General features: G+C 52.7%; 17 protein-coding genes and 1 other RNA gene. 11 read left to right on the plus strand and 7 right to left on the minus strand.

Features of this window, described 5'->3' with window-relative positions:
- Positions 1–299 precede the first annotated feature (299 nt).
- On the plus strand, positions 300–1,133 hold the full coding sequence (locus R6H26_RS02340; protein ID WP_404787987.1) for a hypothetical protein: 834 nt from the start codon (positions 300–302) through the stop codon (positions 1,131–1,133).
- Positions 1,134–1,229: 96 nt separating this feature from the next.
- On the plus strand, positions 1,230–2,243 hold the full coding sequence (locus R6H26_RS02345; RefSeq protein WP_404787989.1) for an NAD-dependent epimerase: 1,014 nt from the start codon (positions 1,230–1,232) through the stop codon (positions 2,241–2,243).
- Positions 2,244–2,278: 35 nt separating this feature from the next.
- Here the strand turns inward: R6H26_RS02345 and R6H26_RS02350 are convergent, their stop codons facing one another.
- From R6H26_RS02350 to R6H26_RS02375, 6 genes are all read right to left on the minus strand, one after another.
- Positions 2,279–3,088, minus strand: coding sequence for an FHA domain-containing protein (locus tag R6H26_RS02350; RefSeq protein WP_404787991.1), 810 nt, complete (start codon positions 3,086–3,088; stop codon positions 2,279–2,281).
- A 97-nt stretch (positions 3,089–3,185) separates the two neighbouring features.
- Positions 3,186–4,277: a calcium/proton exchanger gene (gene cax / locus R6H26_RS02355; RefSeq protein WP_404787993.1), complete on the minus strand. Its 1,092-nt coding sequence runs from the start codon at positions 4,275–4,277 to the stop codon at positions 3,186–3,188.
- An 86-nt stretch (positions 4,278–4,363) separates the two neighbouring features.
- Positions 4,364–5,215 carry a 3'(2'),5'-bisphosphate nucleotidase CysQ gene (locus R6H26_RS02360; protein ID WP_404787995.1) on the minus strand — a complete coding sequence of 284 codons (852 nt, stop codon included), beginning with the start codon at positions 5,213–5,215 and terminating at the stop codon, positions 4,364–4,366.
- Positions 5,216–5,308: 93 nt separating this feature from the next.
- Positions 5,309–6,586 (minus strand): dihydrolipoamide acetyltransferase family protein, encoded by a 1,278-nt coding sequence (locus R6H26_RS02365; protein WP_404787997.1) that lies wholly within the window; start codon positions 6,584–6,586, stop codon positions 5,309–5,311.
- Between the two features lie 125 nt (positions 6,587–6,711).
- Entirely contained in the window at positions 6,712–7,161 is a 450-nt protein-coding gene (locus tag R6H26_RS02370) for a YlqD family protein (RefSeq protein WP_404787999.1), read from the minus strand.
- Between the two features lie 69 nt (positions 7,162–7,230).
- On the minus strand, positions 7,231–9,156 hold the full coding sequence (locus R6H26_RS02375; protein ID WP_404788001.1) for an AMP-binding protein: 1,926 nt from the start codon (positions 9,154–9,156) through the stop codon (positions 7,231–7,233).
- Positions 9,157–9,506: 350 nt separating this feature from the next.
- On the opposite strand from R6H26_RS02375, the gene R6H26_RS02380 reads away from it, so the two are divergent.
- From R6H26_RS02380 to R6H26_RS02400, 5 genes are all read left to right on the plus strand, one after another.
- Positions 9,507–9,773, plus strand: a complete 267-nt coding sequence (locus R6H26_RS02380) for a type II toxin-antitoxin system ParD family antitoxin (protein ID WP_404788003.1) — start codon at positions 9,507–9,509, stop codon at positions 9,771–9,773.
- 2 nt (positions 9,774–9,775) lie between these two features.
- Positions 9,776–10,381 carry a Uma2 family endonuclease gene (locus tag R6H26_RS02385; protein ID WP_404788005.1) on the plus strand — a complete coding sequence of 202 codons (606 nt, stop codon included), beginning with the start codon at positions 9,776–9,778 and terminating at the stop codon, positions 10,379–10,381.
- Positions 10,382–10,646: 265 nt separating this feature from the next.
- Entirely contained in the window at positions 10,647–14,657 is a 4,011-nt protein-coding gene (locus R6H26_RS02390) for a magnesium chelatase subunit H (protein WP_404788007.1), read from the plus strand.
- Between the two features lie 545 nt (positions 14,658–15,202).
- Positions 15,203–15,514, plus strand: a complete 312-nt coding sequence (locus tag R6H26_RS02395) for a hypothetical protein (protein ID WP_404788009.1) — start codon at positions 15,203–15,205, stop codon at positions 15,512–15,514.
- A gap of 2 nt (positions 15,515–15,516) precedes the next feature.
- Positions 15,517–15,882 (plus strand): hypothetical protein, encoded by a 366-nt coding sequence (locus R6H26_RS02400; protein ID WP_404788011.1) that lies wholly within the window; start codon positions 15,517–15,519, stop codon positions 15,880–15,882.
- 198 nt (positions 15,883–16,080) lie between these two features.
- On the opposite strand, the gene R6H26_RS02405 is transcribed toward R6H26_RS02400, so the two are convergent.
- Complete coding sequence (locus R6H26_RS02405) at positions 16,081–16,917, minus strand: pentapeptide repeat-containing protein (protein WP_404788013.1); 837 nt, start codon at positions 16,915–16,917, stop codon at positions 16,081–16,083.
- 409 nt (positions 16,918–17,326) lie between these two features.
- Between R6H26_RS02405 and R6H26_RS02410 the strand changes: the two genes are divergently transcribed.
- The 4 genes from R6H26_RS02410 to rnc all read left to right on the plus strand — a co-directional run bounded on the left by R6H26_RS02410 (position 17,327) and on the right by rnc (position 19,802).
- Entirely contained in the window at positions 17,327–17,665 is a 339-nt protein-coding gene (locus tag R6H26_RS02410; protein WP_404788015.1) for a DUF4258 domain-containing protein, read from the plus strand.
- Between the two features lie 74 nt (positions 17,666–17,739).
- Entirely contained in the window at positions 17,740–18,564 is an 825-nt protein-coding gene (locus tag R6H26_RS02415; protein WP_404788017.1) for a zinc-dependent peptidase, read from the plus strand.
- Positions 18,565–18,634: 70 nt separating this feature from the next.
- Positions 18,635–19,026: RNase P RNA component class A (gene rnpB / locus R6H26_RS02420), an RNA gene on the plus strand.
- Positions 19,027–19,046: 20 nt separating this feature from the next.
- On the plus strand, positions 19,047–19,802 hold the full coding sequence (rnc, locus tag R6H26_RS02425; protein ID WP_404788019.1) for a ribonuclease III: 756 nt from the start codon (positions 19,047–19,049) through the stop codon (positions 19,800–19,802).
- Positions 19,803–19,807: the final 5 nt, after the last annotated feature.

Raw genomic sequence — 19,807 nt, forward strand, 5'->3', positions numbered from 1 at the left:
CGAGCAAAACCCCACCGAAGAATGCATCAAACATACTAGCATATTGAAAGGGACGCAGCTAGAGGCAGCGGAGAAATTGAGTGACGAGACTCCTGACTCCAAGGCAGGTACAGCCTTTACGCCTGGAAATTCAGTAGTGCTGTGAAGACGCCGACAGCCCGTGCGCGGTTCTCAATCAACGGTATCCGAATTTCAACCTCTCAAACAAAGACATCCCGTGATAGGGTGCTTTTGGAGGAAAAAGTCTTCAAAGGAATCGAAAGCTTGCATCACATCGCCCTGAAGATGGCCGAACAGCCGTGATCGACGGACTAATTTTAATTTCGATGGTGCTGACCCAGGTATTTGGAGATCTGTGGCTCAGTCAGGGGATGAAGACGTTCGGTGCAGTTCGATCCATCACGCCCCACGCTATTTTCAATCTCATTACGTACTTGTTGACCAGTCCCTCGATCGTGTTGGGCGTCATGACCCTAATTTTATCCTTAGGGTTTTACCTAGTGGCCATTTCCCGTTTTGACTTGAGCTACGTGCTCCCCATCCATGCGTCTGGGTACGTCTTTAACGCTTTATTTGCTTGGATGCTTCTGGGAGAACGCATTTCTACTTTGCGGTGGGCTGCAACCGCCATCGTTGCCGTTGGGGTCTATCTGATCGGTCGGAGCGGTCGCGTCCCTCCGCCCAGTCAGGTCAAAAAAGCTTGGTCCCCTAAACGATCTCTCCCCGCGCCATTATTTTTAGTGACGACAACTTCCGCAATATCTCCGGTTTGGTTGGGATTAGCTGTTCTGGTATTGGCAGATGCGGCGGGAGATGTTCTATTGGCCAAGGGGATGAAAAGCATTGGTTGGATTAGTCTGAAAATGTCGCCTTCGGCATTTCTCAAGATCGGACGTCGGATACTCGTCACCCCGTCCATTCTGCAAGGCATTTCCGCCCAGGCGATCGCCTTTTTTGCCTTTTTGTGTCTTTTGAGTTGGGCGGATGTGAGCTACGTTCGTCCCTGCACCTCATTGACCTATGCCATGAGTTTATTGGGGGCGAGGTATTTTCTGCACGAGCCGGTTGTTCCGGGTCGTTTAATCGGCGGACTTGCGATTGGATTGGGCGTAGCTATGGTTGCTCTAACGTAGAAAAATAAGACAACGCGAGTACAGTCCTGCAAACGGGGCTTCGTACCGCAGCACGGGCAAGATTGCCCAGAAACGATCGTCTCACACACAATAGACATGAAGATTTTAATTACGGGTGTCGCTGGATTTATTGGCTACCATCTCGCTCGTCGGTTGCTGACCGATGGCGCGACGGTCTGCGGCATCGATAACTTAAATCCTTATTACGACGTTACCCTCAAACGAGATCGGCTGGCTCAGTTAAAGCCATTCGCTCAATTTACATTCGAGCCGATCGATCTGGCAGACAGAGAAAACTTGACAGCCTTATTTCAGCAACAGTCCTTCGATATCGTCGTCAATTTAGCCGCTCAAGCTGGGGTTCGGTATTCCCTCGACAATCCCTTTGCCTACATTGACAGCAATATTCTCGGCTTCACCAACTTGTTAGAAAACTGCCGTCACTTTCCAGTCAAACACCTGTTGTTTGCCTCCTCAAGTTCCGTGTACGGTGCCAACACCAAAGTTCCGTTCGCGATCGCCGATAACGTCGATCGCCCTATTTCGCTCTACGCCGCCACTAAAAGAGCAAACGAGCTCATAGCCTACACCTACAGCCACCTCTATGGCATTCCGACGACAGGATTGCGTTTTTTTACCGTCTACGGCCCTTGGGGGCGACCTGACATGGCCTACTTTAAATTTGTTAAAGCCATTTTGGCCGGACAGTCCCTTGACGTTTACAACTTTGGTGCAATGGAGCGAGATTTTACCTACATTGACGACATTACAGCAGGGCTGGCGCTCATCCTAGCCCATCCACCCCAGACCTCCGAATCCCAGCCAGTCAGCCAACCAGAAAGCCTTCAATCGATCCCTGCTCCCCCCTATCGCCTCTACAACATTGGCAACCGTACCCCCGTCAAGCTCCTGCATTTTATCGAACTCTTGGAGCAAATTTTAGGTAAAACCGTGCCTAAAAATTTCCTGCCAATGCAGCCCGGCGAAGTTTTATCGACCTATGCCGATGTAGAGGATCTGGCGCGGGACTTTGATTTTAGACCCAACACTCCCATAGAAGTAGGGCTTCGGAAATTCGTACAGTGGTACCAGAGCTATTACAGCGAATAACGCTCGTCCTGACGCCACTCTCAACACCCCCAAGCCTATTTGGGCACGGATTGCTGGGTGTCTGAAGGAATCGTTTCGGCAGAAGACTGAGAGGGACGGGATTGAGAGGTTAACATCCACAGGCCGACAAGGCTGCCAAGCGCTAAGAGGACCCCAGGAACGACTATTTGCAGGGGCCGGCGACGGCTTACGGTCTCGTTGGATAGTTCGTGGAGCGTTTCAGAAAGAGATACATCCTTAACCCGCTGGTGTGTCGTAACGGTCTGGGGCAACATTGTGGCTATCGTCGTGGCGGGAGGCTCTTCGTCCATAAAACAAGCACCTACCAGCGTCTCTTTAGCGTTCACGATATCGGACTTAATGCTTTGATAGGAAATAGATTCTAGGTATTGGGCAAATTCTGCTGTACCCATCGAAACCGTCAAGTAAGAAACTTCAATCGTTTGGCCGAATCGAATCACATCTCCTTGGGTAAGGTCGCGGCTGCTGACTTTTTGATCGTTAATAAATACGCCGTTAGCACTGGGCTTCCCGCCAGAATTGCCGTCAATGACTCGATAGCGATATTGATTCGTCCCAGGCACGGGCACGCGCAGAAACATCGCGTGCTGGCGGGAAATGGTATCCACGTCGATGACGATCGCGTTGGATGGGTCGCGACCGACGGAGTAAGCAGCGGCTTCTAAGGCGATCGCCCGCCGCTTACCGTCGTTAATCACTAAAACGTGCCTTTCTTGGCAATCTGATTGAGCGTTGGACATCATAATCCCCCCGGATAGATTGAAATGATTTCTAGACTGAAACCATAGACGTAGCTCACCTAGAAAGCCTGTTTTACCCGGCATGAAGGTGCCAGGTAATGTCAAAGCCTAAAAGAACAGGGAGACCCGCGCCTTTATCTAGGTTGCCCAAGAGGAGGCGCGATCTGACGAATTTTTATTTTTATCCTGCCGGATGAAAATAAAAGGCAAGCCCCAGAACGATGTAGGCAGCCAGCAGTAGCATTCCTTCCAACCAGTTGGATTGACCGTCAGAACTAATGGAGTTGGCAATGAGAACGGATACTGCCACAGCCACCAGTTCAAAGGGGTTGAAGTCTAAATTCATGGGCTGCCCGATCGCCCAGCCCAATAGGACTAGAACTGGAGCGACAAACAACGCAATCTGAAGGCTGGAGCCAACAGCGACGGACACCGAGAGATCCATCTTATTTTTCATCGCGACGGTAACGGCAGTGGCGTGTTCTGCGGCATTGCCAATGATGGGCAGCAAGATCACCCCTGTAAACAGCGGGGTGAGGCCCAGCTTGTCGGTGGCGACCTCTAGGCTACCGACGAGCAGTTCCGATTCAACGGCAACGGCGATGGTAGCGGCCAACAAGACGCCCACCCATAGTTTTAGATTGGGACGGTGACTCGACGAATGGTTTGCGGGTGTATCGCCTTCGTTTTCAGCAATGCCTACGTCGTATAGGTAGCTGTGGGTTTTCATGGAGAACAGCAAGGTCAGGCAATACACTGCAATGAGGATAACGGAAACAGCAATTGAAAAATGCTGAATTTGAGCGGGCTGAATATTAGGGGAAGTGAAATGAAAGGCCGTCGGCATCAGAATGGCAATGACGGCCAAATTCATGAGGGACGCGTTGACGCGGGCGATAACGGGCTGGAAGGTCTGTTCTTTGAAGCGAAGCCCTCCTAGAAACATGGATAGGCCCATCACCAAAAGCAAGTTGCCCACGATCGAACCCGTCAAACTGGCTTTCACGACCTCTAGCAATCCAGCCTTTAACGCAATGATTGCAATGATGAGTTCGGTGGCATTCCCGAAGGTGGCGTTGAGCAATCCTCCTAAGGTGGGACCCGCAACGACGGCAATTTCTTCCGTCGCCAACCCCATCCACGAGGCCAGAGGGACAATGGATAACCCCGCTGTTATAAACACGATCAACGGATCGAACTCGAACCACTCGGCAGCAAGCGACAGCGGAATGAAGAGCAGCAGGCCGAGGAAAATACGGTTTTTTAAAGTCACGGCACCAGTCTAAAGATCGAAGAAGGGTGAGTTTATTATGGCCCTGGGAGTCGATAAATTGAGCTTCGCACGAATCTCAAGGTTACTTAAGAATCAGTGGCTGAATCTAACTCCTCCAAAATTTGGGCGATCGAATCGCAAAGCCGATCGTGCGCTTGCCCGGTACTCGCCAAAAATCCGCCCCACTGCGCGACATCGGTTCGGTTGTACTCGATCGGCGTCAGATCGAAATGGGTGAACCGCCCGCCCGCCTCTGTCAGAATCAGCTCCGGTGCCGCCAAATCCCAATCCTTCGGCGCAGACTTGGTGGTGAGGGAAAGATAAAGTTCTGCCCGATCCTCTAAAATGGTCGCAATTTTACAGCCCACGCTTCCCACAAACGTCTGTTCCGTTTGCGGGAGCCGCTTTAGCAATGCATCGAACCGATCGTCCCGATGGCTGCGGCTAATGACCAACCGCATGTCTTCAGGCCGATCGCGCTCCTTCACCTGCAGCCGACGCACCTCGCCGCTTCGGGTTTCGGCATAAGAGCCGCCTCCCTTCGTCGCATAGTAAAGGATCTCCTGCTCCGGCCACACCACCACCGATAGGATCGGGCGACCGGCTTCCGTCAGGGCGAGATGGATCGCGTACTCGCCAGTTTTTTGAATGAAATCGCGGGTTCCGTCTAGGGGGTCGATAATCCAAACGTAGGGTTGCGGGTAAGGCGTCAACCCAGGCTGGAACGTCTCCTCGCTGAGATAACCGAATTGCTCGCCGTCCAACTCCTGCTGGAGACGTTCCAAAATGTAGTGATTCGCCGCCAGATCGGCTGCCGTCACCGGATCGCTATGGGCCTTCTGAATATCCAGATCGAACTCGCCGCGATAGTAGCGGCGCAGGATATCCGCAGCCCCCCACCCTACCGAACGCGCTAACTCAAGCAACCCATCCATCATGTAGCGCCCTCCTTACAATTCAAAGACTGCCGACCCAATTCCCTAAAGCCCGCATCGCCGCGATCGCAACCGTTCCAATGCAAGCTAGGCTCTCTAAAGCGTCAGCGATTGAGGATTGGTTTCAATCAGCTTTGCTAAATCTTGCAGAAATGCAGCTGCATCTGCGCCATAGATAATGCGATGATCGCAAGTGATATTCACCTTCATCTGCCGTTTGACACCCAGTAGCCCATCCTTCGTCGCTACCACCTGAGGCTGAGACGCCCCGATCGCCAAAATTGCCCCTTGACCGGGTGGCAAAATCGCATCGAAGAAATCTACGCCAAACATGCCCAAGTTAGAAAGCGTAAACGTCCCCGTACTGTACTCGTCCGGTTGGAGCTGCTTTGCGCGGGCGCGGTCGACCAAATCCTTCCAGGTGCGGGACATCGAGTACAGATCGGATTGGTCGGCATTGCGCAACACGGGTGTAATCAATCCGCCATCCGGCATCGCGACCGCTACCGCTACGTTGATCTGACTGCAATACTGAATGCCCTGCTCGGCATAGCAAGCATTCAGCAACGGATATTTTTTGAGCGTGACGGCCACTGCCTTTGCCAGCAAAGCGGTCATTGTAACACCCTTGCTCTTCACCTGTTTGTAAAGGCTATCTAAAGCATCCGTCGTAATGCTGTAGCCTACGTGGTAAGTCGGTGCTTGCAAACTCGCGACCATATTGCGGTTTACAGCCAGTTGGAGGGTATTGAAAGGCGCGATCTCTCCAGCTACTGCCGCTGCTGGAATCGCTGGGGCTGAGGGCGCGGTGACGGGAGCCGCGATGGCCTGGGCAACGGCTGCTGCAGGCGTTTTCCCCGCCGCTCCTTCAACATCGGCTGCGACAATTCTGCCGAAGGGCCCGCTGCCTTTAATTGCGGTTAATTCGACCTTAAACTGCTTAGCCAGTTTTCGCGCTCTGGGAGATGCCACAATGCGACCCGTAGAAACGGTAGGGGTGTCTGCAGTCGCGTTTCCATTCAATGCGGTGGCAGCCGCGACGGGTTCTGGGGTTGGAGCGGGCGGTGCCGGAGCAGGTGCGGTACTGGGTGCGGCAGAGCTTTTTAGCTTTTCTTGAGCCTGAGCGATTTCTGCTTCGGTTTCGGCAATCAGCCCCAGCATTGAGCCTACGGGTGCGGCCTCTCCGGCAGGAACGGCGATCGCCGCCAGATAGCCTTCGTAGAACGACTCCACATCCATGTCGGCCTTATCGGACTCGACCACTAAGACCGTCTCGCCTTTCTCAACCTTGTCTCCCGGCGACTTAGACCAAGAGACGATCTTTCCTTCAGTCATCGTCGAACTGAGAGCGGGCATGAAGACTTCACGAATCATGGGGCGGCGTTCCGAATCAGGGGTTTATATCAGGATAAAGGCAATCGGTTGCGGAGCTTGAGGGCAAATTAAAGCCAAAGCTCACTCAGTAAAGCATTTTACCGCAGGGCGTATCGTCGCACACTCTACAGTTCGCCTCGAATGTCTTCGACGACGCCGTCGCGCAGCACGATTTCAACTTGCATTTTGCGAATCAGATGATCGCCTTTTTGGAGGTGGAAGAAGTTATCGATTTGGCCCTGCTCGACCTCTTGTTCCATCTCTAAAAGCTGTACTTGATTGAGCTGCTGTAAGACCTGGTTTTTTTGCTCCAACAGCTCGCTTTTGCGGGCATTGGCCTGAGCTTGCAGGTCTTGGATCTGAGCGTTCATGGCATCCGAAGGCTGACCGATCATTTGCCGCTGGAGTTCGGACATCATTTGCTGCACCTGTAGTTCTAGCTGCTGGAGCTGGCCGTCAAACTGATTGATTTGGGCCTGAAGCTGCTGTTGGGCTTCTTCTTTCCATAGAGGGGTTACCACTGCCTTCACGGGGATGGCGCGGCGGACTAAAAGTTGATCGCTCAAAATATCCATGAATGTGAAGGGTGTAGGGTCTACAAAGATGACGACAATATTGCGTTGTAGGTAACGACGGACGCTAGGTCACGATCCGAACATCCCGTCGATCATATCGCGGTAGCGTTCCATCACGACAGGCCGTTTTACTTTCAGGGTCTGAGTCAGCAGGCCGTTTTCCATCGAAAATGGCTCTAGGACAAACTGGAATGGCCCAATCCGGTCATCCACGCGGTAGCCCGGTCGATTCTGAACTTCTCGAACCAGTTCTTGGCGATATAGGTCTTGGATGGGTTTGCTGTCAAAGGTTAAAACGGTCTTGCCTGGGGCGACATCGGTTTCCTCTTGACCGGACAGCACCGCATTTTGCCCTGCGGCCCACAGCTTGAGCGCGTCGATGTTGGGCACAATCAGCGCTCCAATGGAGCGCTGGTCTTGACCCACCAGCATAATTTGATCGATATAGGGGCTGCGAGCGCAGGCATCTTCAATGGGCTGCGGCTCGATGTTTTCGCCATTAGAGAGGACGATGGTGTCTTTGGCGCGACCAGTCAAAATGAGGTCGGATTGAGGCGTCAGCCAGCCTAAGTCTCCGGTGTCGAACCAGCCGTCCGGGTCGATGGCCTTGGCCGTTGCCTCTGGATTGTTGTAGTACCCGTCCATAATTTGAGGTCCCCGCGCCAGGACGAGGCCCTGTTGGCCGAGGGGCAGGACTTGTCGGGTTTCGGGGGCGACAATTTGCAGCTCTGTGAACGGTAACGGCTGCCCTGCTGAGCGGCGCAGGTTGCGCTTTAGACGGCGCGCGGTGAGCACGGGGGAGGTTTCGGTGAGTCCGTAGCCCACCAGCAGGCTGATGCCCACAATTTCAAAGAAGTTTTCCAGGTGCATGGCAAGGGAGCCGCCGCCGCTGACGGAGGCTTTGAATTTGCCGCCCAAGGCGTTGCGGACTTTGGTGTAGACGAGGCGATCGCCCAGGGCATGCACGGGTGCGAGGAGCCAGCACCGCAGCAGCGCTCCAATCTTCTGAGTAACAGACGGATTCAGGTTATTCAAATCCAGACCTTGAACCAATCGCCGTGCCTCAATGTAGCGCTGGCTCTGGCCAAAAAAGAACTTGACCAGCTTTTGCTTGCTTTCTGGCTGTTCGCGGAACTGCTTTTGAATGGCTTCGTAGAGCGACTCCCACAGGCGCGGGACGCTGGCCATAAATTCTGGCGGGTAGGCGAGCAGGTCGCGCTTTAGATTGCGAATGTTGGTATACACTTGGGTGCAACCTTGGGAGAGCAGGTAATATTTCACCGTGCGTCCAAAAGAGTGCCAGGTCGGCAGGATGCTGATGGCGCGATCGCCGGGGACTGGCTGAAGGACATCGGAGAAGGTGTTCATCTGATGCATGAGGTTGGCATTGGTGAGCCGCACCCCTTTGGGCTTGCCCGTCGTACCGGAGGTGTAGAGCAGGGTTGCCAACTGGTCTAGCTTAAAGTGAGGTGCCGTGAAGGGATGGCTGCTGCCAATCTCCAGCATTCGCGAAAAATTGACCATCGTAATCGGGCTATCGGCGGGGGTGGTTTCGTCAGTGAGCAGCCCCACAAATTTGATGGAGGCTGGGGCCATCAGGGGCAACAGCTTCTGATAGGTTTTGAGGTCTTCAATCAGCAGCGCAGAGGATTCGCTGTTTTCGTAGATATAGGCCAGCTCCTGCATGTCAGCCAAGGCGCTGCGCACCACGTCCACGGCCCCGGCGGTCATGCAGCCCTGGTCTGCAACAAACCAACGGGCGGAGTTGTCGGCGAACAGACAAATGCGATCGCCGGGTTGAAGGCCCAAACTTTGGAGTGCGGCGGCAAACTGACCGATTTGCTGGTTGAGATGGGCAAAGGTGAGGGTGACGGCAGGGTTGCTGTAGGCATCCTGGAGCGCCACGACGTCCCCGCAGCGCTGGGCTACAATCGGCCAGATTTCGGGTAATGCGTTGAGGGTTGAGTATTTTGCAGATATGTCCGACTTGTTCATCAGTTTGACCCTCGTGTTCGCAACGCTTTAATAAAATCCTACGGGAAACTGCGGCGATTGCCGAAGGAAGGCGCTAGCGAATGGGTTGAGTAACCCATTCGCTAGCGGTCTGGCCCCAATCGTGTTGGTACACCAATTACGATCGCATTGAACATGGCTACTAAAGTGCACTATTTTGCATCCGCTTCCAGGAAATATAGTTTGGGCGGACGGCGATCGATCGCTATTTTGTAACCTTCTGTTCCATCTCCGATCTTATCCCGCGACGCAGGCACTGCTAGAGCAGCTTCAAGCTGGTATAGATTGTTTTATTTCACGGTCTATCATCGAATTAAGTGTTTTATACTGCTATGCAAATCGTCCTACCGCCAGAACTTGAAGCCCTCATCCAGTACCAACTCGACAGCGGCAAATATCGAACTGCGATAGAGGTCGTCCTGGCTGGCGTAATCCGTCTTGAACAGGAAGAAGACATCTACCAGGGACGACTGCAAGAGCTACAGCAAGATGCTCAGATTGGCTGGGAAGCCCTTCAGCGAGGTGAACTGGTTGATGGCGCTACAGCAATGGCAGAACTGCGTGCAAACTTACGAACACGCTACGCCAGTGAGGCTTGAAAATGATAATCTCCTTAAACGCTCCCCCCCTAGCCCTAAACCTTGAGCCAAGTCGCCTTAAACGCCTCACTGTGCAGGACTATCACCGCATGAGCGAGTTAGGCATTCTCGATTCAGGCGAACGTACCGAATTGATTGCAGGACAAATTGTATTGATGGTAGCCAAAGGAACACCCCACGTAACCTCGCTACATCTCTTAGCAAATGACCTACGCGATCGATTAGGAAACGCCGCCCTAGTCCGCACCCAAGACCCCATTCATCTAGACGACTACTCAGAACCTGAACCAGATCTCGCCATCGTCCGAGGCACCGTCCTAGACTACGCCGATCGCCATCCCCGTCCCAGCGACATTCACCTACTTGTCGAAGTTGCAGACTCCACCCTCAAACAAGACTGCGAAATCAAAGACAAACTCTACGCCCAAGCAGGCATTGCAGACTACTGGGTCGTCGATCTCAAAAACCGTCAGATCCACATCTTCCGTAACCCAACCCCCACAGGCTATACCAGCCACCTCATCTTGAGCGAACCGAGCGACGTTTCTCCTCTTGCCTTCCCCCACATCACCCTTGCGCTAACCGTTATCCTGCCACCAGTCGTCTAGCTTGAGAGTCAGTCGCCCCACTCAGCCCGATCGCCGTTCAGCAGCCATCCATAGACAAAAACTTTTACAAAACCTTAAAGTTCATTACAAAATTTCTATCAATTTGTGTCGCTTCAGGTATTTCTACCCAGTCTTTCCAGGATTCTTTGTTACACCTTAAGAGGCGCTTACTGCGGGCATCCTTTTTCGGTAGCCACAGCCATTTAGAATAATTTAGTCAGCATCCTTATCCTTTCGTAACCCGTACTCTTAAGGAGTTCTCTGCATGTTCACTCACGTCAAGTCCGCCATCAGGCACGTCAGTCCCGAAGACCTCAAGGGACGCGCCTTAATGAAGGTGGTCTATGTCGTGTTAGAGCCTCAGTACCAAAGTTCTCTGACGGCTGCCGCCACCTCTATCAACCAACACAACCCCAACCTCGCCATCGAACTCAACGGCTATCTGATTGAAGAGCTGCGATCGCCAGAAAACTACGCTGCCTTCGAGCGCGACATTGCCGAGGCCAATATTTTTATCGGGTCGCTGATTTTTCTAGAAGACATGGCAGACAAGCTCGTGGCGGCAGTAGAACCCCACCGCGATCGCCTGGATGCCGCTGTGGTCTTCCCCTCCATGCCCCAGGTCATGCGCCTCAACAAAATGGGGAGTTTTTCGCTGTCTCAGATCGGGCAATCCAAGAGCGTGATTTCCCAGTTCATGAAGAAGCGCAAGGAGAACGCAGGCGCGGGCTTCCAAGACGCCATGCTGAAGCTGCTGCGAACGCTGCCCACGGTGCTCAAGTACCTGCCCATGGATAAGGCGCGGGATGCCCGTAACTTCATGCTCAGCTTTCAGTATTGGCTGGGCGGATCCCCCGAAAACCTGGAAAATTTCCTGTTGATGTTGGCCGATAAGTACGTCTTCAAAGACGACGGCATCCGCAAGCACTCCAATGGAGACGCGACGCTTTCCTACCAGGAACCCGTCACCTATCCCGATCTGGGCATCTGGCACCCCCTCGCCCCAGAAATGTTTGAAGACGTGCGGGAATACTTGAACTGGTTTAGCTCCCGCCGCGATATCGACGACGACCTCAAAGACCCCCTGGCGCCCACGGTGGGCCTCATTTTGCAGCGCACCCACCTCGTGACTGGAGACGATGCCCACTATGTCGCGATGGTGCAAGAGCTGGAGTCCCAAGGCGCGCGGGTGATTCCGGTATTTGCGGGCGGACTGGATTTCTCCAAGCCCGTCGAAGCCTTTTTCTTCGATCCGGCCAAGGGCAACGGCAGCGAGATTCCCCTCGTCGATGCCGCCGTCTCTCTGACGGGATTTGCCATGGTAGGCGGCCCTGCGCGCCAAGATCACCCCAAGGCGATCGAAACCCTCAAAAAGCTGAACCGTCCCTACATGGTGGCGCTACCCCTAGTGTTCCAAACCACGGAAGAGTGGGAAAACAGCGATTTGGGCCTGCATCCGATTCAAGTGGCCCTGCAAATTGCCATTCCCGAACTGGATGGGGCGATCGAGCCGATTATCCTTTCCGGTCGGGATGGGAACACGGGCAAATCGATCGCGCTTCAAGATCGGATCGAAACCGTGGCTCAGCGGGCGATCAAGTGGGCCAATCTGCGCCGCAAGCCCAAAATTGATAAGAAAGTTGCCATTACGGTCTTTAGCTTCCCGCCGGATAAGGGCAACATCGGGACGGCTGCTTATTTGGACGTGTTTGGCTCTATCTATAAAGTGCTAGAAGCCCTCAAACACAACGGCTACGATTTAGCGGAACTACCGGACAGCCCCGAAGTGCTGATGCAGGAGATCCTCCACGACGCTCAAGCGCAGTACAGCAGCCCAGAGCTAAACATCGCCTACCGGATGCCCGTGCGCGAGTACGAAGCATTAACCCCCTACTCCAAGCGTCTAGAAGAAAACTGGGGTCCGCCCCCCGGACAGCTCAACACCGACGGGCAAAATATGTTGGTGTTTGGGAAACATTACGGCAACGTATTCATCGGCGTGCAGCCCACCTTCGGTTACGAAGGCGACCCCATGCGCCTGCTGTTCTCCCGGTCCGCTAGCCCCCACCACGGCTTTGCGGCCTACTACACCTACCTCAATCAAATCTGGGGTGCGGATGCGGTGCTTCACTTCGGCACCCACGGTTCTTTGGAATTCATGCCTGGCAAACAAATGGGCATGTCCGGCGACTGCTACCCCGATAACCTGATCGGCAATATCCCGAACCTCTACTACTACGCTGCCAACAATCCCTCCGAGGCCACGATCGCCAAGCGCCGCAGCTATGCCAACACCATCAGCTACCTCACTCCCCCGGCGGAAAATGCGGGCTTGTATAAGGGGCTCAAGGAACTGGGCGAACTGATTGCTTCCTACCAAACCCTGAAGGATAGCGGGCGCGGAACGGCGATCGCCAATTCCATCATCGACCAATGCCGCATCGTCAACCTAGATAAGGACATCGACCTACCGGAAGCGGATGCTAAGGAACTGACCCCAGAAGAGCGGGACAACCTTGTGGGCAAGGTCTACATCAAGATCATGGAAATCGAAGCGCGGCTGTTGCCCTGCGGACTCCACGTCATTGGAAAACCGCCCACGGCAGACGAGGCGATCGCCACCCTCGTCAACATCGCCAGTCTCGATCGGGCCGAAGAAGGCATTCTGAGCCTGCCCAGCATGTTGGCCCAGAGCATCGGGCGAGAGATGGACGAGATTTTCCAAAATAGCGATCGCGGTATTTTGGACGACGTGCAATTGCTCAATGACATCAATATGGCAACCCGTGCCGCAGTTACGGCTTTGGTGCAGGAACAAACTAACGCCGAAGGTCGAATCGAGCGGGTTTCTATCTTGAACTTCTTCCACATGGGGCGCAAAGAACCCTGGATTGAGGCGCTCCACAATTTGGGCTACAAGGCCATTACTGCCGAAACTCTGAAACCCTTGGTGGAATACCTCGAATTCTGTCTCAAGCAGATTGTGGCGGATAACGAGCTGGGCGCGCTGCTCCAAGCCTTAGAAGGGGAATACGTTCTCCCCGGTCCCGGCGGCGATCCGATCCGGAATCCCGATGTGCTGCCCACGGGCAAGAATATCCACGCGCTGGATCCGCAGTCGATTCCCACTACAGCGGCGATCGCCTCAGCGAAGGTCGTGGTAGACCGTTTGTTGGCGCGCCAGCAGCGGGACAACGGCGGCGCTTGGCCCGAAACCATTTCGATGGTGCTTTGGGGCACGGACAATATCAAAACCTACGGCGAATCCCTCGCCCAGGTCATGTGGATGGTAGGCGCGCGTCCCAAGCCGGATTCCTTGGGGCGAATTAACAAGGTAGAACTGATCGATCTAGAGGAACTCGGTCGCCCCCGCATTGACGTGGTGGTGAACTGCTCTGGCGTCTTCCGCGACCTGTTTATTAACCAGATGGCGCTTTTGGACCAAGCGGTCAAAATGGCAGCGGAAGCGGATGAGCCTTTAGAGATGAACTTTGTCCGCAAGCACGCCCTCAAGCAAGCGGGAGATTTGGGCATCGAACTGCGTCAGGCTGCAACCCGTATCTTCTCCAATGCCTCCGGTTCCTATTCTTCTAACGTCAACTTAGCGGTGGAAAATAGCACCTGGGAAAACGAAGACGAACTGCAAGAGATGTACCTCGCCCGTAAGTCCTTTGCTTTCTCTGCGGATTCCCCCGGCACGATGGATCAGTCCCGCGCCATTTTTGAAACTACTTTGAAAACGGTAGAGGTCACGTTCCAAAACCTGGATTCTTCGGAAATCAGCCTGACGGATGTGAGCCACTACTTTGACTCGGACCCCACCAAGGTAGTTGCAAAACTGCGCAATGACGGGAAACAGCCGACTTCCTTTATCGCCGATACGACTACGGCCAACGCGCAAGTGCGGACGCTCTCGGAAACGGTGCGGCTGGATGCTCGGACCAAGATGCTCAATCCCAAGTGGTATGAGGGTATGCTTAGCCACGGCTACGAAGGCGTGCGGGAACTCTCCAAACGCTTGGTGAATACCATGGGCTGGTCGGCTACGGCGGGTGCGGTAGATAACTGGGTGTACGAGGATGTGAACACGACCTTCATCGAAGATGAAGCGATGCGCGATCGGCTCAAAAACATGAATCCACACTCCTTCCGCAAGATGGTGGGGACGTTGCTGGAAGTGAACGGTCGCGGTTACTGGGAAACCAGTGAAGAAAACCTCCAAATGCTGCGCGATCTCTATCAGGAAATCGAAGATCGCATCGAAGGCGTCGAATAGTTCTTTACGAATTGAACAACTCTCTCCTAGAGAAATTCTAGGGGGGAGTTTTCGTTTTTGGTTTGGGCGATCGCACGTTCAGCGCGCACTGAATTTGAATAGCAGTCAGTAGAAACTCCAAGGCCCAGGACACCGTGCAACCGATCCATTTTTGGGGCTGCTCGACTATGCCACACACGTAGAGAATTCAAAAGTATTGACATTAACAGCAAAAAAAGTTGACAGATACGATATTCGAAAAAATCCTGAAATTATCCGCCTATATGACCAAATGGGCGATATAGGTGGATGCTATCCGCCTATATCGCCAAAACAGAGATATAGATGAACAACTATCCGTCCATATGCCAAATTGGACGATATAGGTGGACTACTATCCGTCTAAATAGCCTATAGAGCGATATGGGTGGATGCTGTCCGTCTATTTAGAGTTAGACTGCAAAGCAATTTGTAGGGTGCTTCTTGTAAACAAACATACTACCAAGTATCAGTCACCAGTAAAAGTATGAGCTAGTATTGTTTTGTATTAGAGAATATTAATTAAAATGACTAGTCTAAAGCTCTTTGGCAGAAAGCTTGAAAATCTCCGCCTTTATCGGGAATTTCAAGAAATTGGTTTTGATTACATCCTTAATCCAAACACTGGTGAACTGCATCGTGTTGGTTTGGATGGTTTCTGGGGTTCCCACAACCTTGCGTATGCAGATCTGAATGACTTTTTTGGGCTTACTAATGTCGGGATTGTTCCGGCTCACGTTTTCCGTGATGGGACAAGCCTTCCTTTATATGATCTTGAAACTGGCGAACTAATTGCAAATTACGTTCTCGACAAGTGCCAACACTGCTTTTCACATTAGGCATGGAAAATATGGCAAGCAAAATGGTAAGACTGGTCTATAACGAGAAGACAAAAAAGCTTGAGCCTACAGAGGTTGGATGGACTTACTTTATAAATCCTTTGTCTCCGTACATAGATTTATGGGAGTGGGGTAAATATCTCATTGATCGTTTTAGTTCACCGGGTAGCCTCTCTCAAGATGATGCTGAAAATATTAAAAAGATTCTTGAGGAAGGACGTAATCAAAAAGTTGATGAGATGGAAATTGAGATGAGCCGTGATACTGCTACAGGTCTTAGCGTCAATAGTATTGAGGGTGTTGATATAACATTTGGAAGCAAAGGGAAAACCAAGTATGTTATGAAAGTTAAATATAAATATGACTAAGTAGTTTCCTTTTGCTAGAGACGGTACGGTCTAACATAGTCCCTGAGGTAGACGGACTCAATACTCTGGGGGTGACTCAAAGACTTTTACCGCTGCTGACGCCCAAACCGTTAGGCAACAGGGGAAACATGACAGAAGAACTAGAAAAACCAAAACGCAGAACCGCAAGATGCGATCGCCTCGGCAGTAGAAATTTACCTAGCGAACCTTAAAGATTGCGCCCCTCTCCATCAAGAATTCTTTCTGCGCGACAGAAAGTCCCTCCCCCAACCCAAACTGAGCCCCCCGAAAGTTAGCATTTTTGAGGATAGCATTTTTAAGGTTAGCGCCATTGAGGATAGCATCCTTAAAGTCAGCACTACTGAGATTGGCACTGCTGAGGTCGGTTTTGCTTAAATCGGCACCGCTGAGATCGGCACTGCTGAGATTGGCACCGCTTAGGTCAGCCGTACTGATGTAAGCGCCTCTAAGGTTGGCACCGCTCAAGTTGGCATCGTTGAGGTTGGCGCTGCTGAGGTAAGTCCCTTTGAGGTCGGCACTGGGAAGGCTGGCTCCTCTAAGATCGGTATCTTTGAGATAGGCTCCTCTAAGGTTGGCATCTTTAAGGTTGGCTACTCTGAGGTTAGCGCCTGCAAGGGTTGCATCTTTGAGATGAGCACCGCCGAGTTTGGCCCCTGCAAGGTTGGCATCCGTGAAGTTAGCGCCACCGAGCTTGGCGCTAGTCAGGATCGTACAGATGAGTTTAGCCCCGTCAAAGTTCGCCCCGTTGAGGATGGCATTTTCGAAGATTGCAATACTGAGGTTAGCCCCGCTAAAGTCAGCCCCGCTAAAGTTAGCTCCACTGAAGTCAGTATTGCTGAAATCGACACCTACAAAATCCTTTCTGTTCGATTGTAGAAGGACTTGACTTCGTTTTACGAATCGATTGAGTAGCATCTTAATTTTTAATGCCAGACGGGTAAGCAGGCTGTTATGGAGAGAGTCGGCATTTTTCTGTTTGCCACTCGATTTAAAGAGGGAACGTTGGTGCTTCATCGATCGAGATTTATGGGGCTGAGAGTTTAGGCAATCAAACTGCTCGAAAAGGCTTATTCTTCGGGCTGCCCCCCCTGAAACTTCGAATCAATGGGCTCGGTCAAGCACCATTATTATGGATATCTCGAAAGATTTTGCCATTCTTTTTCTTTCTAGGAAGAATTATGCCACCCTTCTGCTCTAAACTCAACGTTTTCCCCTCAATCTTCCCTCATTAGCACGAATCGCACCGTCGTTTTAGGAGGCGGCAGCTCGAGCGTTTTGGGTTTGAGGATTGCCAAGTAGTTAAATTTACGGATGCCATCCTTTGCTTGATTTGGGTAATTCCGTAGTTTCTTCATTTCGCATGAATGGATGGATTCGTATTCTGAGAATACAGACCCATTCACAACATACCGAGGAACTTTCGATGAAACTCGTCCAGCAGATCGGCCAACTCCTCAGTCAAGATAGTAAGGCTCCAGCGCTGCCCAATTTTGTATTGTCGGGCACTGCCTCCGATCCGAACCACACCGCACGTCGGATGCAACAACGGGCGATCGCCACGGAAATGATCGCAGTCGCGCTGCTGTACGGAAAATGCGAACGTCGGTATCATGCGACGACCTATACACTCTTGGATAAGACGCTCAAACAGACGCCTTACGAGAAGTTTCTCGATAAATTGCGCGGGTTGCGCGTGATCGCCCAAGAATGTCCCAATGGATTAGAGGTGACGAGCGTCTATTGGGCCTGGGATTTGAAGTAACTGGAAGCTACACTGCTAAAGAGAACTATTTGTATGCATGCATTCATTAGGTCGATAGAGCGAAGAATTCAGAAATGATTGAAACAGCGATCGTTCTAGTTGCGATCGGACTCATTATTGCTGCGATATTCAGTTACCCAGCTTGGGTGCGGTGGCGGCGAAGTCGGCTGAAGCGGCGTCCGCTCTCGCCTCAGCAGCAGGCGACGGTGGAATGCAGCCTGCCCGCGTACGAATGCCTGACGCCGAACGAACGCAGGCGGCTTCAGGGTCATATTCAGGTATTTATCGCGGAGAAGCAGTTTATCGGTTGTCGCGGACTGCAAGTGACACCTGAAATGAAGGTGACGGTGGCGGCGATCGCTGCTCTACTGCTGCTCAACGAACGTGGCAAATATTTTCCGAGGTTGCGTTCTATTTTGATCTATCCCGATGCCTATGTCGTGCGCGAGACAGTAGCGGTAGGCGGTGGCGTTGTTGAGGAACGGCAGACGGCGCGATTGGGGGAATCGTGGACGACCGACCAAGTGGTGCTGTCTTGGAAACAGATCCAAGATGACCTCGCCCATTGGAATGATGGAAAAAATGTAGTGCTGCACGAATTTGCCCACCAACTCGATCAAGAAGATGGGAAAGCCGAAGGCGTCCCGATTTTGCATCGAGATGCCGATTATGCTATTTGGGCAGAGGTGATGGCAGCAGAATATCAACAGCTTTGCGATCGCGTCGAGCGCGGCGCTGCAACTATCCTGAACCCCTACGGCGCCACCGATCCGGCGGAGTTTTTTGCCGTGGCAACGGAGACCTTTTTTGAGATGCCCCAGCAGCTCCTGACCCATCACCGGAGGCTTTACGAGCAGCTCCAGCATTACTATCGACTCGATCCCGCGCGGTGGAGTTAGCGTTAGCCGGATTCGATCTCGCTCCATACAAGCTCAGTTGAGAGAGACATCCTTTACACTAGGGAGGGAAAGAGCAGGCGAGGCGGTTGCAGCTTGGCAAAATTTTGCCATGTTGAGGAAAGTCCGGGCTTCCGAAAGACCAAACTTGCTGGGTAACGCCCAGTGCGGGCGACCGTGAGGAGAGTGCCACAGAAACATACCGCCGAAGTTTTAAGTATTGCGCTGCAATACTCAGAGCTGGTAAGGGTGCAAAGGTGTGGTAAGAGCGCACCAGCAGCATCGAGAGGTGCTGGCTCGGTAAACCCCGGTTGGAAGCAAGGCAATGGGGCGACGGTTGGTCTTTTCCCTGTCCCGTTAAGAAGCCGCTTGAGGCGACTGGTAACAGGCGTCCCAGATAGATAACTGCCCTCTTCGCGCTTTGGTGCGAAGGGAACAGAACCCGGCTTATGTCCGGCTCTTTCCCCATCCCATTTACGATTTCTATGGCAGAACTTTCGGCAGGGCGGCAACGACAGCTCGAACAGTTGGTAGAGCGGCTAGGGCTTCCGAGTACCGCTAAGGTGCAGTGGTCGTTGCTCGACTTGGCGCTGACCCATGTCAGTTATTCGGCTGCGGACAACTACGAGCAGCTTGAGTTTTTGGGCGATGCGGTATTGCGCCTATTTGTCGCGCAGCATTTATGGGTAAACGATCGCAACGATACAGTGGGTCAGTGGACGGCAGTGCGGTCGGTATTGGTGAGCGATCGCGTTCTCTCCAAAATTGCCTATACTTTTGGGTTTGAGCGCTTTTTGCTGGTAGCGCCCAGCGCTGCCCGCGATACAAAGGGGGAAACGTCCCGCCTAGCCAATACGCTGGAGGCAGTCATCGGCGCGCTGTACCTGAGTACCCATGATTTCGAGTTGGTTGCGCCTTGGCTGAAACCGGAACTAGAACAGCAGGCAGAACAGGTCCGCTCCGATCCTACTTATCAGAACTATAAAGCCGCGCTTCAGCAATGGACCCAAGGCCATTACCGTCTGCTGCCGGAGTACCGCGTAGAAGAACAAATCGCGTCTCAAACGCCGCTGTCGCGTTTTAGCGCGGAGGTTTGGCTCCAAGGCGAGTGTTTGGGCGTAGGGACTGGACCTTCCCGAAAATCTGCCGAAAAAGCTGCGGCCCAGATTGCGTATTCTAAATTGAGTGCGGGCTATGTTTTTGAGCCTGTCATAGAAAGTTTGCCCGGTCGGGACGATTGATAACC

This window comes from Altericista sp. CCNU0014 (genome assembly GCF_044923475.1).
Classification (GTDB): domain Bacteria; phylum Cyanobacteriota; class Cyanobacteriia; order Thermosynechococcales; family Thermosynechococcaceae; genus JAAURS01.

Excerpts from the sequence above, each read along its gene's own strand:
- R6H26_RS02345 (WP_404787989.1), top strand. The coding sequence starts at position 1,230 with ATGAAGATTTTAATTACGGGTGTCGCTGGATTTATTGGCTACCATCTC.
- R6H26_RS02350 (WP_404787991.1), bottom strand. The coding sequence starts at position 3,088 with ATGCCGGGTAAAACAGGCTTTCTAGGTGAGCTACGTCTATGGTTTCAG.
- R6H26_RS02360 (WP_404787995.1), bottom strand. The coding sequence starts at position 5,215 with ATGATGGATGGGTTGCTTGAGTTAGCGCGTTCGGTAGGGTGGGGGGCT.
- R6H26_RS02365 (WP_404787997.1), bottom strand. The coding sequence starts at position 6,586 with ATGATTCGTGAAGTCTTCATGCCCGCTCTCAGTTCGACGATGACTGAA.
- R6H26_RS02370 (WP_404787999.1), bottom strand. The coding sequence starts at position 7,161 with ATGGATATTTTGAGCGATCAACTTTTAGTCCGCCGCGCCATCCCCGTG.
- R6H26_RS02375 (WP_404788001.1), bottom strand. The coding sequence starts at position 9,156 with ATGAACAAGTCGGACATATCTGCAAAATACTCAACCCTCAACGCATTA.
- R6H26_RS02380 (WP_404788003.1), top strand. The coding sequence starts at position 9,507 with ATGCAAATCGTCCTACCGCCAGAACTTGAAGCCCTCATCCAGTACCAA.
- R6H26_RS02385 (WP_404788005.1), top strand. The coding sequence starts at position 9,776 with ATGATAATCTCCTTAAACGCTCCCCCCCTAGCCCTAAACCTTGAGCCA.
- R6H26_RS02390 (WP_404788007.1), top strand. The coding sequence starts at position 10,647 with ATGTTCACTCACGTCAAGTCCGCCATCAGGCACGTCAGTCCCGAAGAC.
- R6H26_RS02395 (WP_404788009.1), top strand. The coding sequence starts at position 15,203 with ATGACTAGTCTAAAGCTCTTTGGCAGAAAGCTTGAAAATCTCCGCCTT.
- R6H26_RS02400 (WP_404788011.1), top strand. The coding sequence starts at position 15,517 with ATGGAAAATATGGCAAGCAAAATGGTAAGACTGGTCTATAACGAGAAG.
- R6H26_RS02405 (WP_404788013.1), bottom strand. The coding sequence starts at position 16,917 with ATGAAGCACCAACGTTCCCTCTTTAAATCGAGTGGCAAACAGAAAAAT.
- R6H26_RS02410 (WP_404788015.1), top strand. The coding sequence starts at position 17,327 with ATGAAACTCGTCCAGCAGATCGGCCAACTCCTCAGTCAAGATAGTAAG.
- R6H26_RS02415 (WP_404788017.1), top strand. The coding sequence starts at position 17,740 with ATGATTGAAACAGCGATCGTTCTAGTTGCGATCGGACTCATTATTGCT.
- rnc (WP_404788019.1), top strand. The coding sequence starts at position 19,047 with ATGGCAGAACTTTCGGCAGGGCGGCAACGACAGCTCGAACAGTTGGTA.